Consider the following 16,468-nt stretch of genomic DNA (forward strand, 5'->3'; position numbering starts at 1 on the left):
TTGTAAATGATTCTAGGGATAAATTTAAGATGAATTGTGCAGAATTATTAGTCAATGTAACCCCAAGTGAAACGAGGGTAGCATTGGTTGAAAATGGTGTGTTAAAAGAAGTCCATATTGAGCGTGAGGCAAAGCGAGGTGTTGTCGGTAATATCTATAAAGGACGAGTGACACGGGTTTTGCCTGGTATGCAGTCGGCATTTGTTGATATTGGCTTAGAAAAAGCGGCATTTTTACACGCCTCAGATATTGTTTCTCATACTGAATGTGTTGATGAAAGCGAGAAAAAGCAATTTGTTGTCAAAAATACCAGCGAGTTAGTGCGAGAAGGGCAGGATATTGTGGTGCAAGTGGTCAAAGATCCTTTAGGTACTAAAGGGGCAAGATTGACGACAGACATTACATTGCCCTCTCGTTATTTGGTTTTTATGCCAGAAAATAGTCACGTTGGCGTGTCGCAACGCATTGAAAGTGAAGAAGAACGTAATCGCTTAAAATCGTTAGTTGAGCCGTATTGTGATGAGCTAGGCGGTTTTATTGTAAGAACGGCTGCTGACAGTGTGAGCGAAGAGAGCCTTGAACAAGATGCGGCTTTCTTAAAGCGGTTATGGCGAAAAGTACTAGAGCGAAAAGGAAAATATCCTGCGAGATCTTTACTTTATGGGGAATTAGCTTTGGCACAACGAGTGTTGCGTGATTTCGTTGGAACGCATATTCATTCAATTCAAATTGACTCAAAAATGACCTATGAGCAGGTAAAAGAGTTCTTAGCTGAGTTTATGCCAGAGTTAGCCAAGAATGTGAGTTTATATAGTGGGACTTTACCCCTCTTTGATGTTTATCGCATTGAAGATGGTATTCAAAAAGCCTTGGATAAACGTGTTGATCTAAAATCAGGTGGGTATTTAATCATTGAGCAGACAGAAGCAATGACCACCATAGATATTAACACTGGGGCTTTTGTCGGACACCGAAATCTTGCACATACGATTTTTAATACTAACATTGAAGCAACACAGGCAATCGCACATCAATTACAACTGCGAAATTTGGGTGGTATTATCATTATTGATTTTATTGATATGCAGGAAGAAGAGCATTGTCAGCGTGTGCTAGAGTCCTTAGAGCTTGCCTTAAAAGGCGACCGAGTTAAAACAAATGTCAATGGCTTTACCCAACTTGGTTTGGTTGAAATGACGCGTAAACGTACCAGGGAAAGCCTTGAACGAGTGTTATGTTGCGATTGTTCTTCGTGTAAAGGGCGAGGTACGATAAAAACCGTTGAAACAGTCTGTTATGAGATTGTTCGAGAGGTGGTTCGAGTTCATCATTTATACAAATCGGAACGTTATGTAGTATATGCTTCTCGTAGCGTGGCGGAATACTTGATTAATGAAGAATCTCACGCATTGCTTGCGGAATTAGAAGTTTTTATCGGTAAAAAAGTCGAAATTAAAATTGAGCCGTATTATCACCAAGATCAATTTGACGTAGTGGTAATGTAATATTAGGCTTGATAGCTTAAAAAATAATCTATTTTGAAATAAAGTTGTTGCAAAATACAGGGGGGGGCTTAGAATTCCCCCGTCTTTTATTTGAAAGACTTGGTTTTTTTGGAGTAATCCAACCTCTTCTTTATTTTACTCTTTTAGGAGAACACATTGATGAAAAAATGGGCTGTTGCATTCGCTTCGGGTATGGTGATGTTAGGGGCAAATAGTGCATTAGCAAATGACACTGTACATCTTTATACTTGGACAGAATATGTGCCAGAAGGTTTGTTAGAAGAATTTACTAAACAGACAGGTATTAAGGTTGTGGTTTCAAGTCTTGAATCAAATGAGACAATGTATGCGAAACTCAAAATTCAGGGCAAAGATGGCGGTTATGATGTAATCGCACCAAGTAACTACTTCGTGTCAAAAATGGGTCGTGAAGGTATGTTAATGGAACTTGATCATAGCAAATTACCTGTGATCAAAGATCTTAACCCAGACTGGTTAAATAAACCTTACGACAAAGGCAACAAATACTCTTTACCACAATTATTAGGTGCGCCAGGTATTGCATTTAATACTAATTCATACAATGGTGACAATTTCACCGCTTGGGGTGATTTATGGAAACCTGAGTTTAAAGGTAAAGTTCAATTACTTGATGATGCTCGTGAAGTATTCAACATTGCTTTATTAAAATTAGGTCAAGATCCAAATACTAAAGAACCAGCAGTAATTAAAGCAGCTTATGAAGAGTTATTAAAATTACGTCCAAACGTATTAGCATTTAGCTCTGACAATCCTGCAAACTCATTTATTTCAGGTGAAGTAGAAGTGGGTCAATTATGGAATGGTTCTGTGCGCATTGCGAAAAAAGAACAAGCCCCTGTAAATATGGTGTTCCCGAAAGAAGGCCCAGTATTATGGGTGGATACGCTTGCAATTCCATCTAATGCGAAAAACCCAGATGGTGCGCATAAGTTAATTAACTACCTATTAAGTGCGCCAGTGGCTGAGAAATTAACATTAGAAATCGGTTATCCAACTTCAAACGTAAAAGCGTTAGAAAAATTACCAAAAGAGATTACCGAAGATCCAGCAATTTATCCAACCTCTGAAGTGTTACAAAAAAGTCAGTGGCAAGATGATGTGGGTGATGCGATTGAACTCTATGAAAAATATTATCAAGAGTTAAAAGCTGCGAAGTAATTCATAGACATCGCTTAAAAACCTCAAGGCTTACCTTGAGGTTTTTTGTATGAACTTTTCTTGCAATTTTCGTTCTATATTGCCGTAGGAATTTATGTTAAAATTCTCAGCTGTATCTAAACGAAGAAGAGATTGTATGAATATCCGTTTAAATATTATTCTAGCCACATTAGCAGCAGTACTTGCTGGTTGGTATTATAGTCAACAAAGCAATGGTACTGGATTGTCTCAGCTAATAAAGAAGGAAGGAAGTGCAGAGTATATAGGGCAAAAGATTTCTACAAGTGCTTATGATTTAAATGGAAAGCCGCAATATTTTGCTCAAGCAGAAGAGGTTAAACGTTACGAAAATACGCAACGAACAGAATTTCTAAAGCCATTACTTAATTTATTTGATGCAGAAAGTGCATTAAAACAGTGGCAAGTCGAAGCCGATTATGCAGATGTTACCAAAGATAAAATATTGAATTTGCGTGGAAATGTTAAAATTAATAGCTTAGATCCGACTTCTCGGTTACAGAAAATCGAAGCAGAAGTGTTAAGCATAGATTTAAATACTCAAGATATTTTTTCAGACAGTACGGTGAAATCAACAGGTATTGGATTTACAAGTACTGGAATTGGCTTAAAAGGCAATTTGAAAAAACAAACGGCAACCTTAACCAAAGATGTGAAAACTTATATTGAACCAAAATTTATTAATGTTGATAAATAATTAGAGTTTTACATAGGGATATAGAATGAATTTTAGAACTAAACTTGTATTAATAATTGCATTGTGTCTTGTAAATCTATCGGTTAAGGCTTTGGAAACAGATAGAAATATGCCCATCAAAATTGATTCAGGTAGCCAGTCATTGGATATGGAAAGAAATATTGTGACATTTAGCGACAATGTTGTTGTTACTCAAGGGTCAATTAAGCTTAATGCAGAAAAAGTTACAATCATTAGAAGGGATACTCAAAAGGAACTTATTGAGGCTTTTGGCACACCGGTTGTTTTTCAGCAGACCCTTGATAATGGTAAGATTGTTAATGGTACGGCTAATTCTGTACATTATGATTTAGATTCTGAATTTTTGATATTAAGAGGCAATGCTGAATTAAAGCAGCTAGATAGTGCCATTAAAGCAGAAAAAATTACTTATGATGTCAAAAAACAGAACCTTAAAGCGACGAGTAATGACCGACAAAGAGTAAAAACTGTATTAATTCCAAACCAATTGCAAAGTGATAAGAAATAGGAATTCTGTATGCCAACATTATATGCTGAATATTTGGCTAAAAGTTATAAAAGTCGCCAAGTTGTTAAAGATGTAAGTTTAAATATTAAATCGGGAGAAATAGTTGGACTATTAGGTCCTAATGGTGCAGGAAAAACGACTACTTTTTATATGGTAGTAGGCCTTGTGCGTCACGATCATGGTAAAATCCGTATTGATGATCAAGATATCAGTGTTTTACCTATGCATGATAGAGCAAAACAAGGTATTGGTTACTTGCCTCAAGAAGCCTCTATTTTTCGTCGCTTAAGTGTTTATGATAACTTGATGGCGGTGTTACAAATTAGGAAAGATCTAACCGATGCAGAGCGTCAAGCAAGAGCAGATGAATTAATCGCAGAATTTCATATTGAGCATATTCGTCACAGCTTAGGGCAATCTTTATCTGGCGGTGAACGCCGTCGAGTAGAAATTGCACGTGCGTTGGCAGCTAATCCTAAGTTTATTTTATTGGATGAACCTTTTGCTGGGGTTGACCCTATTTCAGTGATCGATATTAAGAAGATTATTGTGAATTTAAAGGAACGAGGATTAGGTGTTTTAATCACAGATCATAATGTAAGAGAAACCTTAGATGTTTGTGAGCGTGCTTATATTGTGAGTAATGGTCAGATGATAGCTAGTGGGATTCCTCAAGAAATTTTACATAATGAGGATGTGAAAAAAGTTTATTTAGGTGAGCAATTTAGACTGTAATATAAAATTCTTAAGATATTTTTTTGTCGTTTGATTTTTTATGATGCAATTAACCACATTTTTAGATATTAATAATATTCATTACAATGTTCCCATTTCTAATAAAAAACAGGCTTTAGAGTTTCTGGGGAAGGCGATGGCAGAAATATTAAATAATAGCCTTTCACCTACAGATAAACTATGTATTCATCCAGCAGAATGTTTTAGCTATTTCTTTAAACGTGAAAAATTAGGTTCTACCGGAATTAATAATGGAGTGGCTTTACCTCACGCAAAATTGTTGATGAGTCAAGAATTTCAGCTAGAGAAACCAATTGCTATTTTCCTGAAACTAGAGGCAGGAATAAATTTTGAATCAATAGATCATAAGGATGTGGATATTATTTATGCCATATTCTTTTCGGAAAAAATTTGTGTAGAATATAAGGATTCTTTGAGAGAAATAGCACAGCAATTAAGTGATAAGAATTTGTTAAAGCATCTAAGAGCTGCATTATCCAGAGAAGAAATTTGGCAAGTATTGAGTTATTATGATTATTCGGTAAACAAAAATTTAGAATCGAGGAATGTAATGTGGAATTGATTATTATGAGCGGGCGATCTGGTTCAGGAAAGTCTGTTGCGTTAAGAGCGTTGGAAGATTTAGGGTATTATTGCGTGGATAATATTCCTCTTGCTTTAATTCCCCAGTTAACAGATTATTTAGAAAAATTGAAGAGATCTGTTGTTGTTAGCCTTGATGTGAGAAATTTACCAGAAGATCCAGATGTGCTTGAGCAAGTATTACATGCGTTTCCCTCTCACATTTCAAAAACTTTAATCTTTCTTGACTGTCAGCGTAAGGCTTTAGTTCGTCGGTATAGTGACTCTCGTCGTTTACATCCATTATCTACCAATGATTTATCTTTAGAAAATGCGGTTGATTTAGAAAATCATCTTCTTGAACCATTATTTCAGCATGCGGATTATATTATTGATACAACGTACTTTTCTTCACATGAGTTAGCCGAGAAATTAAGAGAATTATTAAATGGATCATCGGAGAAAGAATTAAATATTATTGTTGAATCTTTTGGTTTTAAGTATGGCATTCCTGCTGATGCAGATTATGTTTTCGATGTCCGTTTTTTACCTAATCCCCATTGGAATCTTGAGCTTCGCCCTATGACAGGATTAGAAAAACCTGTTATAGATTTTCTAGAAAATCAGCCAGAAGTTCATCAATTTATTTCTCATACTTGTAATTATTTAGAAGTGTGGTTGCCTTTATTGGAGCAAAATAATAGGAGTTATTTAACGATTGCCATAGGCTGTACAGGCGGAAAGCACCGTTCTGTATTTGTTGCAGAGAAATTAGCCAGGTATATTGAAAGTAAAGGCAAAAAAGTAAGAGTTCGTCACTGTAGTTTAGAAAAACATTATAAGACATCGTAGAATGAAAACAGCAGATATTACCATCATTGGTGGAGGAATGGTTGGCTTAGCTTTAGCAGGATTACTTGCAAATAGTAATTGTCAAATCAAGATTATTGATAAAACAGTTCCTTATTTAAGTAAGTCAATCAGTAATAGAGTAAGTGCAATTAATTTTACTAGCCAAAGAATGCTTGAGGAAATAGGTGCTTGGTATCATATTTCTGAAAGTGATTTATCTCCTTATGACCAAATGTATGTCTGGGAAAAGGATAGTTTTTCAAGTCTCTGTTTTGACAATAAAGATCCCGTAATCAAAGAACTTGGACTAGAGCAGCTAGGATTTATTATTGATAATCAGCAGATTCGTTATGCTCTATGGAAGCAAGTCATTCATCAGCATAATGTAGAAGTGATATTGGATGCTCCTAAATTTTTAGGCATTAATGATAACTGCGCTTTTTTAACTCTAGAAAACGGAGAGATGATTACAAGTAAGTTAGTTATAGGTGCAGATGGAGCTCATTCTTGGGTTCGTCAACAAGCTAAAATTCCATTGATTAGTAGAGATTATCAACACACTGCATTAGTATGTAATGTGAGAACAACAGAAATGCATCAACAAGTGGCTCGTCAAGTTTTTTCGCCTGATAGTATTTTAGCTTTCTTGCCTTTAAAAGATGAACATCTTTGTTCTATTGTTTGGTCTTTGCCTACACTTGAGGCTAGTAGACTAGTTAATAGTGATGAAAAATCTTTTCTCAAACAATTGAATATTGCTTTTGATAATCAATTAGGAATATGTGAGTTACAAAGTGAAAGGGATGTTTATCCTTTGACCGCACGTTATGCTCGCGATTTTGCCCAGCAAAGGATTGCTTTGATTGGTGATGCAGCTCATACGATCCATCCTCTAGCGGGTTTAGGTGTTAATTTAGGTTTTGCAGATGCTATTCTATTGGCAAAAGAGCTACAGAAATTACTCTCCTTTGGAAAAGATATAGGAGAGTACCGTAATTTACGTCAATTTGAACGAGTTAGAAGGTTAGAAGCGATAAAGGTTTTAGTTGCAATGGAGGGCTTAAAGCACCTTTTCTCTGGCAATAATCCATTTAAAAAATTAGTTAGAGGTGTTGGATTATCTGCAACTAATCAAAATAGTTTTGTAAAAAAGCTACTTATTCAGCAGGCAATAAGTGTGTAATAACTGGATAAGAATGATTTATATGAATATATTTAATAAAGATTTTTTAGTATTATTTGGATATTTTGAAATGAATAAGTTTATTAAAATTATTACCTTAGTATTATGTATGATGTTTTTATCTTCTTGTGATAATGTCGGAAAGCATGAGAGTATCAATAGTACTTCTTTAGAAAAAACATCAAAAGAAGATGTGCATACAGTGGAGAGTTCGGCTTCTATTGAAGCTGTGGAAGACTTTAATAAGTTGGTATTATGGAATATTAAGCAAGAACAGGTATTAGCAGAATTGCAACAAAAGCTGAGCAGATCAAGATAAATCTGAAATTGAAGAGGGGTTGAATATCTTTAAAACTAGAATATCTTCTATTATACAAAATCTAGAGATGATAGAGGTTAAAAATACGGATATTCAGTTATTGAAATTAAGGATTAAAGAAAATCTGATTTTATTAAATGATTTTATTATTGAATCAGTAGAAACTATGCAAAACCCGACTTTAGAAGGACAGGAAAAAATTAAAGAAAAGGCAGATAGATTATTGTTACTGAATAAAGAACTACAGAAATTTGAAAGCGATTTAAAAGAGAAATTTGGTATTAAATGAAGAATATAAATATAATATTTCCTCTTATTTTCTTAGATGGATTGACAATTTTTTATTAAATAATAGAGGAAATAATGCTCAAAATTTATAACACCTTAAAACGTGAAAAAGAAGAATTTAAACCTATCCACCCTGATCACGTTGGAATGTATGTCTGTGGTGTCACGGTTTACGATCTCTGTCACTTTGGGCACGGACGGACTTTTGTTTCTTTTGACGTGATCGCACGTTACCTTCGCTATCTCGGCTATAACTTACGCTATGTGCGTAACATTACCGATGTGGACGACAAAATCATCAAACGTTCGTTAGAAAATAATGAAACTTGCGATCAGCTTGTTGATCGTATGATCATCGAAATGCACAAAGATTTTGATGCGTTAAATATCCTTCGCCCTGATGTTGAACCTCGTGCAACGCAACATATCCCTGAAATTATTGCGATTGTCGAAAAACTCTTAGCGAAAGGTCACGCTTATGTGGCGGAAGATGGTGACGTGATGTTCAATGTCGAATCTTTCCAAAAATACGGTGCCTTATCTCGCCAAAATCTTGAACAGCTTCAAGCAGGGGCAAGGATTGAAATTAAATCGGTCAAACGCAACCCGATGGATTTCGTATTATGGAAAATGTCGAAAGAGAATGAACCAAGCTGGGATTCCCCTTGGGGCAAAGGTCGTCCAGGCTGGCATATCGAATGTTCGGCGATGAACAGCAAAGAGTTAGGCAACCATTTTGACATTCACGGCGGTGGTTCGGATTTAATGTTCCCTCACCACGAAAACGAGATTGCACAATCTTGCTGTGCTCACGGTGACGATTATGTGAATTATTGGCTACACACGGGAATGCTTACGATCAACGAAGAGAAGATGTCAAAATCGCTTAATAACTTCTTCACCATTCGTGATATTTTAAACAAATATGATTGTGAAAGTGTTCGTTACTTCTTCTTAACCGCACAATACCGTAGCTTGTTGGATTACAGCGAAGAAAATATCGGCTTGGCTCGCAAAGCGTTAGAGCGTTTATATACGGCATTGCGTGGCTGTGATTGGAATGTCGAACTTGTAGAAAACGATCAGTATGTGACCGCTTTCAAAGAATCAATGGACGATGATTTCAACACCCCAGGGGCTTTAGCAGTATTATTTGAGTTAGCCCGTGAAATCAACAAACTCAAAGCAGAAAATCAGGTGGAAGCGAACAAACTTGCAGCTCGTCTGAAACAACTTGCAGGCGTGCTAGGTTTGTTAGAGCAAGATCCAGAAACCTTCTTACAAGGTGATGCCAATAATGATGAAGTGGCAGAAATCGAAGCCTTAATTAAACAACGTAACGAAGCGAGAGCCAGCAAAAACTGGGCGGTAGCCGATGAGGCACGCAATAAGCTCACCGCAATGGGCATTGTGCTTGAAGATGGTGCAAATGGTACAACGTGGCGTAGGGCTTAATTGATTAACAAGCGGTGGGATTTGACGAAAATTTTGCAAATCCGACCGCTTTATAAATTAAATGTATTATTTACCCCATACCTCTTCAGCGATGTCTCGGATAAATTTTAATTTATTCCACTGTTGCTCTTCTGTTAGAATGTTACCTTCTTCAGTTGGTGCAAAGCCACATTGTGGACTAAGACAGAGTTGGTTAATGTCTATGTATTGGCGCGATTGACTAAATAAACATAGTCTTTTGCGAGTTGTTCTAAATCGAACCCTCGAGCTTGATAAGCAGCTCGCTTCTCTTCTGAACAAAGCTCTCCCCAACTTGTATCATCTAATTGTAAATTACGGCAACCTAATGCATAGAATTTTTCTATTGCCGATTTATAAGCATCAGCAATATCATCTAATAGCTGGCTATTATTATTTTTGTAGCGAGAGATAGGTTGATAATTGGTTTCTCGTACAGTACAGATGAGATGTAGCATTGATGGAGATGGGATCGTAAATTTGACAGGGAAATCTCCTGAAATAGTCTGGAGTGAACGATAGTGTTCTAAAAATGGGTGTCTTGTCTATCCGAAAATTCTACTTTGTCTACGATATTTAATGTCTTAGGTCGGACACTGTGATGTTTGAATTGCACAGAGAATTTTTCCGCTTCAATTTCTTTTACTCCATTTAGTGCGGCTAAAAAGTCTAAATGCCAAAAAGTACGACGAAATTCTCCATCAGTGATAGCATGTAATCCAACAGATTTTTGTTGCTCAACTAATTTTGTGATTTCAGCATCTTCAATTTGAGTCAGTTCACTACAAGATAAATTGCCACATTGGCATTGTTGGCGAGCATGTTTTAAGCTTTCAGGACGTAGAAAACTTCCCACAATATCAAAACGATAAGGGGCTTGGGTACGAGGTTGTGCATTGGGAAAGAGTTTAGACATCATATTTCCTTATTTTTAGTGTAGATATGAAAGGATTCTATCAACTGTGGATCAAAATAGTAAGTAAATGATGTAAACGATTTATTTTTAGAAAGACTTATATAAGGGAGCTTAATATTTTAAGCTCCCTAATAGATTAAGGCTTCAGACTTACGCCATAAAATGCGGTATAGCCAAACGGATTTTGAACAAAGCCTTGTACCCGTTTATTTAACGGTACGTAGTTAATGGAGTGGGCAAACGGAATGATCGGGCTGTTTTGTTGGAAAATTTCGACTGCCTGTTGATATAGTTTTGCACGTGTTTGTGTGTCTTGAGTTTGTACCGCTGAGGCGAGTAGCGCCTCAAATTTTTCATCTGTCCAGCGAGAGTAATTGGTGCCGGGGATATTTGCTTGGCTAAATAAAGGGAATAGGAAATTATCAGGATCACCGTTACGACTTGTCCAACCATAAGTACCTGCGGCAAATTCGCCTTCACGGGTGCGTTTATTAAAATCCGCCCATTCATGTGTGACTAGTTTTGCTTTCACGCCAATTTTAGCCCAGTCTGCTTGAATAATTTCAGTCGTGCGGCGAGGGTTCGGATTGGATGGACGAACCACAGGTTGCACCCAAATTTCCGTTTCAAAACCGTTTGGATAGCCGGCTTCTGCCAATAATGCTTTTGCTTTTTCCAAGTTAAATTCATATTGTGGCAAATGCGGGTTATAACCTAATACTGCATCAGGGAACGGATTGGTTGCAACCGTTCCGCCGCCTTGATAAACCGCATCAACAATCGCTTTTTTATCGGTAGCATGGTGAAGGGCTCGGCGAACTTTTACGTTGTTTAGTTCAGGTTTGGTGGTATTTAGCCCAATGTAAGCTAAGTTTAATCCCTCACGCTCAAGTAGATTGATTTGAGGATCTTTTTTCATCTGAGCAATGTCCGAGATATTCGGAAAATCAATCACATCACACTCGCCGGCTTTTAACTTGGCATAACGTGTTCCGGCATCAGGGGTAATGCTAAAAATTAAACGTTCAATGTCTGCTTTGCCTTTCCAATAATCTACGTTAGCAGTGTAACGTACCGCGTGGTCGGTCTGATAAGTTTGGAAAATAAAAGGCCCCGTTCCAATCGGTTGTTGATCAAGAGTTTCGGGCTTACCCTGGGCAAGAAGCTGATCGGCATATTCTTTTGAATAAATAGATAAAAAGTCCATGGCAACCGTGGTAATAAACGGCGTATTCGGTTTATTCAGCGTAATTTTAACGGTGTAGTCATCCACTTTTTCAACGGATTTTAAGATACTCGGTAAGTTCATCCAGTTAAAGTAGAAGTAGGTTCCTGCCGAAACATTATGATAAGGATGATTTTTGTCCGCTTGGCGTTGGAATGAGAACACCACATCATCGGCATTTAACGGGCGGGTTGGGCTAAAGGTTTTGTTGCTGTGGAATTTCACATTTTGGCGTAGATAAAATGTATAGACCAAACCGTCTTCACTGATTTCCCAACGTTCGGCTAGACCCGGCTCTACTTCAATTTTACCGGCTTTGAATTCGACTAAGCGGTTATAGACTTGTTGTGAGCTGGCATTGAAGTCATTAGCATCATTTGTAATTGCCGGACTAAGTTTCATCGGTGCTGTCGCAATACAGTTGACCAATGTATTTGTCGGTGCCGAAATCGCGGCACATGAAGCAGAAAGAAAACCCAAGCCGAGAAAGAGTTTTGAATATTGCATAATAAGTTCCCTAAGTTGAAAATTCCAGCTCAATCTACCGTTTTTAGTGAAAAAATTAAAATAACTGAAGGCTCTAACTTATAACCAAAATGATATACATAAATCGGTAACATTCCTCTTATAGAGAACTTACGCTAAAATATGTCTTGAGTGGCTTATGTTTGAGTGTGTTTATGATTAGTGTCTTTGATATGTTTAAAGTGGGAATTGGGCCTTCAAGTTCCCACACCGTTGGTCCGATGAAAGCGGGTAAAGAATTTATTGATCATTTAATTGATTGCAAAAAATTGGCAGAAACTGACCGCTTGCAAGTCGATGTTTATGGCTCATTAGCGTTGACTGGGCGTGGGCACAGTACGGATATCGCGATTATTATGGGATTAATGGGCTATCTGCCAGACAATGTAGATATTGAGCGTATTGATACGGTCGTAAGTGATGTCAAACAGCACCAAAATTTATGTCTTGCAGAAGCAAGACTGGAACATGCTAAAACAATCACCTTTGATTTTTTTGCGGATATGCCGTTCCATTACGACTTTTTACCACGCCATGTATGGCGGCAGAAATTGCAATGGAACATAACTTGGGGCTAACTTGCGATCCTGTTGGAGGACAAGTCCAAGTACCTTGTATTGAACGCAATGCGATTGCTTCGGTAAAAGCAATCAATGCAAGCCGAATGGCATTACGCCGAACGACACAACCAAGCGTAACCCTAGATAAAGTGATCGAAACGATGTATGAAACAGGGAAAGATATGAACGCGAAATACCGCGAAACTTCAACAGGTGGATTAGCAATTCAGATCTTGCCTTGTGAATGATAGATAGTATCTAGTGAATGTGTAAATACTAAAGGTAAAAGTTGAATTAAGTAATTTGATTTTGAAGATTAGCAGAGCTTACTCACCCATTCCATCAACTCATCTTTCGGCAGTTTTTTCAATTTCGGGCAATTGCCACAGTAATCATTTTTGCTATCCAAGTGGGCGTGGCAACAGACTTTTCGAAGGAAAAATGTATGGATTGATCGGGCATAACGGTTCGGGCAAATCCACGTTAATCAAATTGCTTGCCAAACAGCAACCGCTTTCATCGGGTGAAATTCTTTTTGATAACCAACCGCTTGACGCTTGGTCAAACCGTGAGTTTGCCAAACGTGTCGCTTATCTTCCGCAACATCTTCCCCAAGCCACTAACCTAACCGCCAAAGAGCTGATCGCAATGGGGCGTTATGCGTGGAATGGGCTTTTTGGTCGTCAAACGGCTCAAGACAAGCAGGCGATTGAGCGAGCTTTGGCTTTAACCCATACTGAAAAATTTGCCGATCAGTTGGTCGATGTGCTATCGGGTGGCGAGCGTTCTCGCATTTGGCTGGCAATGTTGCTGGCACAGCAAGGTCAATTTTTACTGCTAGATGAACCTTTGGCAGCGTTAGATATTGCTCATCAAGTGGAAGTGATGGAGCTGATCCACACATTAAGCCGAGAGCTTCATTTGGGGGTGATTATTGTGATCCACGATATTAACCTTGCTTCTCGCTACTGCGATCATCTTGTCGCCCTGCACAGTGGCAAGTTGCTTGCTGAAGGCAATTCTCAACAAATCATCAATACCCCGTCTTTGAAGGCGATTTATGGCATTGAGCTGAATGTGATCAATCACCCCGAAACGGGCAGACCTGTGAGTTTTTATTAGTATGAAGATATTGATAAATAACCCTCTCGCCCGTTTGCGGGAGAGGGGAAAATGGCTACAAGCGGTCACTTTCTCCCTCTTTTTTGCAAATCCCCTATTTGCAGGCGAACCACAACGCAGTTTGGCGACTTTAGATTGGACGGTGGCGGAAACCTTGATTGCCCTTGATGAACAACCCAAAGCCGTTGGCGATGCAAAAAATTACAAAGTTTGGGTATCGGAACCAAAACTGCCCGAAAATACGCTTGATCTCGGTATCCGTTTACAACCGAACCCTGAACAGCTTTGGCAACTTTCGACACAACTAGAGGCTCAGCCTCTGCTGTTTATCAACTCTTCATTTTATGCGTCTGCCACGCCGATGTTGGAAAAATTCGGTAAGGTGCATTTAGTGGATTTCTATAAAGAAGGCGAGGCGTGGCAAAACGTGGTCGATGCCACCAAGCAAATTGCCGATATTATTGGAAAGCCTGAACAAGCAGATCGTTTATTGAATAAGTATTGGCAAAAAATTGCCGAAATCCGGCCGCTTGTAAAACCTTTTACCGACCGCCCAGTGCTGTTGGTGCAGTTTATCGACACACGTCATCTGCGAGTTTATGCAGAAAATAGTCCGTTTGGTGCGGTGCTGTCGCAACTGGGGTTTAAAAACAGCTGGCAAGGTAATCACAACAGCTGGGGCTTTGAAGTTATCGAAGTGACCCAACTGGCGAAACTACCGTCTGAAAGCCGTTTTGTGGTGGTTAAACCTTACCCGTCAAATATCCGTTCTGCCTTGAAATACAACACCTTATGGCAAAAACTGGCGATGGCGAAAGATCCGCTGATTTTGCCTGAAGTCTGGACATTCGGGGCTATTCCATCGGCTCAACGCTTTGCGGAAGTGCTGGCAAATGGCTTAATTCACGGAGGCGAGCAATGGTAAATCGTCCACAAATGTTGTTTGTTCTACTGTCTGCTTGTTTTATCGGGCTGATGATGTGGCTACTCGGCGTGCAACTGCCTGAACAGCAATCCCTTGTTAGTCTGTTTCAAGCCAGTGACAATCTGGATATTTTGTTAATTCAAAGCTACACCTTACCACGCGTTGCCATTGCCCTATTGGCAGGTGGAATGCTCGGTTTAGCGAGTTTATTGTTGCAACAAGTGATGGCAAATCCATTGGCTTCCGATAATACGCTTGGGATCAGTGCGGGTTCGCAGTTTGCCCTGTTTATCACGGCTATTTTTATGCCGAATTGGTTAGATATAAGCTCAAGTGCCATTGCATTAGTTGGGGCAAGCTTGAGCCTGATCCTTGTTTTAACTTTGGCAATGCGAAAAACAATGTCGCCACTGTTGCTGATTTTGGCCGGTTTGGTGGTTAATCTCTATTTTGGTTCATTCTCCGCTTTGATGATGTTGTTTTACCCTGAAGAAGCACGAGGCTTGGCACAATGGGGAGCAGGCTCTTTGGCTCAAGAGAGCTGGCGAGATCCGCAATTCTTGGCAATACAAGCGGTCATTTGTAGCGGATTAATTGCAATGTTGCTTCGTCCGCTTACCATACTTTCATTAAACGACAGCAACGCCCAAAGCCTTGGCGTACCGGTTAATCACCTGCGTTTTTTCGGGGTGTTTATCAGTGCTTATATGATTTCGGCGGTGGTCAGTTGTGTCGGTATGCTCGGTTTTATCGGGCTAGCGTCCGCCACCATTATCCGCCAACTTGGTGTACGAACACTAAAAGGGCAGCTGCTCGGTGCATTTGCAGTCGGAGCGTTATTGCTTGCCGTGACGGATTTATTGCTCCAACTGCTTGCTCATTTTAAAGGAATTAACTTGCCGACAGGAGCGGTAACGACTCTGCTTGGCACACCGTTACTGCTGTGGCTGATGTTCCGCTCGCTATCAAATACAGGGCGTTTGACGGAAACATCAACTCGTCTATCTCGCCGTTTTCATCGTTACACCTTACTGCCGATTGTACTTGTTTTTGCACTCGTGCTATGGCTTGCACTTGCTCTGGGCAAAGGCACAAGCGGCTGGATTTTATTGGAATTTAACGACTTTTTCGCACCGCTTGTGGAGCTACGTTATCCTCGAATTTTGACCGCACTTTCTGTCGGAATTTTATTAGCGGTGGCTGGCGTGTTATTGCAACGCTTAACGCTCAACCCAAACAGAATGGTATTGGTTGGCAGGGATCAGCTTATCGGCACTGTTTGACACTTTGCAACGCATAGCCATTGCCAGTGGCGACCCAAGAGCGAACCAACTGATTGCGTGGACATCGGGTTTTAGGCGTAAATCGAGCGAGTTCCCAGATTTTAATCTCTGCCCTTCTCGGCAGTGTGATTATGGTGTTTGCCGACTGGCTCGGCAGACAGATGTTATTCCCTTATGAAGTGCCGGCCGGTTTAGTGGCAACGCTGATTGGGGGGACTTATTTCTTGCTGATGCTAAGAAGGGCTTAATTATTTTGACATTAGATAGCCACTATACAAAGTCTGCAATCTATTTTTGTAGGGGAAAATCATATTTGCCCCTATAAGAACATTGACGGATTGGCTCATTTCGACAAAGTGATCGACATCAATCAAAGCCCGATTGGACGTACGCCACGTTCAAACCCTGCGACTTACACAGGTTTATTTACCCCGATCCGTGAACTCTTTGCTGGTACACAAGAAGCAAGAGCAAGGGGCTATACTGTCGGACGTTTCAGCTTTAACGTGCGTGGCGGACAGATTATCGCCG

13 protein-coding genes and 5 pseudogenes are annotated in these 16,468 nt (G+C 39.3%); 16 read left to right on the forward strand and 2 right to left on the reverse strand.

Features of this window, described 5'->3' with window-relative positions; all coding sequences use genetic code 11:
* Positions 1-29: 29 nt before the first annotated feature.
* The 11 genes from rng to cysS all read left to right on the forward strand — a co-directional run bounded on the left by rng (position 30) and on the right by cysS (position 9,363).
* Positions 30-1,505 (forward strand): ribonuclease G, encoded by a 1,476-nt coding sequence (gene rng / locus B0183_RS06745; protein ID WP_078208550.1) that lies wholly within the window; start codon positions 30-32, stop codon positions 1,503-1,505.
* A gap of 192 nt (positions 1,506-1,697) precedes the next feature.
* Entirely contained in the window at positions 1,698-2,705 is a 1,008-nt protein-coding gene (locus tag B0183_RS06750) for an extracellular solute-binding protein (protein ID WP_404856574.1), read from the forward strand.
* Between the two features lie 136 nt (positions 2,706-2,841).
* Positions 2,842-3,420 (forward strand): LPS export ABC transporter periplasmic protein LptC, encoded by a 579-nt coding sequence (gene lptC / locus B0183_RS06755; protein WP_021113890.1) that lies wholly within the window; start codon positions 2,842-2,844, stop codon positions 3,418-3,420.
* Positions 3,421-3,445: 25 nt separating this feature from the next.
* Positions 3,446-3,949, forward strand: a complete 504-nt coding sequence (gene lptA / locus B0183_RS06760) for a lipopolysaccharide transport periplasmic protein LptA (protein WP_035497265.1) — start codon at positions 3,446-3,448, stop codon at positions 3,947-3,949.
* A 9-nt stretch (positions 3,950-3,958) separates the two neighbouring features.
* Complete coding sequence (lptB, locus tag B0183_RS06765; protein WP_005711365.1) at positions 3,959-4,684, forward strand: LPS export ABC transporter ATP-binding protein; 726 nt, start codon at positions 3,959-3,961, stop codon at positions 4,682-4,684.
* Positions 4,685-4,727: 43 nt separating this feature from the next.
* Positions 4,728-5,267, forward strand: coding sequence for a PTS sugar transporter subunit IIA (locus B0183_RS06770; RefSeq protein WP_043895410.1), 540 nt, complete (start codon positions 4,728-4,730; stop codon positions 5,265-5,267).
* Positions 5,258-6,118 (forward strand): RNase adapter RapZ, encoded by an 861-nt coding sequence (gene rapZ, locus B0183_RS06775; protein WP_078208551.1) that lies wholly within the window; start codon positions 5,258-5,260, stop codon positions 6,116-6,118. Before B0183_RS06770 ends, rapZ begins: the two co-directional genes overlap by 10 nt.
* A gap of 1 nt (position 6,119) precedes the next feature.
* Positions 6,120-7,301, forward strand: a complete 1,182-nt coding sequence (locus B0183_RS06780) for an FAD-dependent monooxygenase (protein ID WP_078208552.1) — start codon at positions 6,120-6,122, stop codon at positions 7,299-7,301.
* Between the two features lie 22 nt (positions 7,302-7,323).
* Positions 7,324-7,620, forward strand: coding sequence for a hypothetical protein (locus tag B0183_RS12735; protein ID WP_035520711.1), 297 nt, complete (start codon positions 7,324-7,326; stop codon positions 7,618-7,620).
* Positions 7,621-7,639: 19 nt separating this feature from the next.
* Complete coding sequence (locus B0183_RS12740) at positions 7,640-7,909, forward strand: hypothetical protein (protein ID WP_234802044.1); 270 nt, start codon at positions 7,640-7,642, stop codon at positions 7,907-7,909.
* A gap of 74 nt (positions 7,910-7,983) precedes the next feature.
* Positions 7,984-9,363 (forward strand): cysteine--tRNA ligase, encoded by a 1,380-nt coding sequence (gene cysS / locus B0183_RS06790; RefSeq protein ID WP_078208553.1) that lies wholly within the window; start codon positions 7,984-7,986, stop codon positions 9,361-9,363.
* A gap of 66 nt (positions 9,364-9,429) precedes the next feature.
* Here cysS and B0183_RS06795 read toward each other — a convergent pair.
* A pseudogene (locus B0183_RS06795) lies at positions 9,430-10,297 on the reverse strand (uroporphyrinogen decarboxylase/cobalamine-independent methonine synthase family protein).
* Between the two features lie 136 nt (positions 10,298-10,433).
* Positions 10,434-12,029 carry an ABC transporter substrate-binding protein gene (locus B0183_RS06800; protein WP_078208554.1) on the reverse strand — a complete coding sequence of 532 codons (1,596 nt, stop codon included), beginning with the start codon at positions 12,027-12,029 and terminating at the stop codon, positions 10,434-10,436.
* 173 nt (positions 12,030-12,202) lie between these two features.
* Here B0183_RS06800 and B0183_RS06805 point away from each other — a divergent pair.
* The 5 genes and pseudogenes from B0183_RS06805 to B0183_RS06825 all read left to right on the forward strand — a co-directional run.
* Positions 12,203-12,855 (forward strand): annotated as a pseudogene (locus B0183_RS06805) (serine dehydratase beta chain).
* A gap of 184 nt (positions 12,856-13,039) precedes the next feature.
* Positions 13,040-13,729: pseudogene (locus B0183_RS06810) on the forward strand (ABC transporter ATP-binding protein); the annotation flags it as partial.
* Between the two features lie 10 nt (positions 13,730-13,739).
* Complete coding sequence (locus B0183_RS06815; protein WP_234802045.1) at positions 13,740-14,654, forward strand: iron-siderophore ABC transporter substrate-binding protein; 915 nt, start codon at positions 13,740-13,742, stop codon at positions 14,652-14,654.
* Positions 14,648-16,185, forward strand: a pseudogene (locus tag B0183_RS06820) (iron ABC transporter permease). The gene B0183_RS06815 and the pseudogene B0183_RS06820 overlap by 7 nt, the downstream one beginning before the upstream one ends.
* Before the next feature lie 63 nt (positions 16,186-16,248).
* Positions 16,249-16,468, forward strand: a pseudogene (locus B0183_RS06825) (hypothetical protein); the annotation flags it as partial.

It is taken from the genome of Glaesserella parasuis (assembly GCF_002015085.1).
In the GTDB taxonomy this organism is placed as follows: domain Bacteria; phylum Pseudomonadota; class Gammaproteobacteria; order Enterobacterales; family Pasteurellaceae; genus Glaesserella; species Glaesserella parasuis.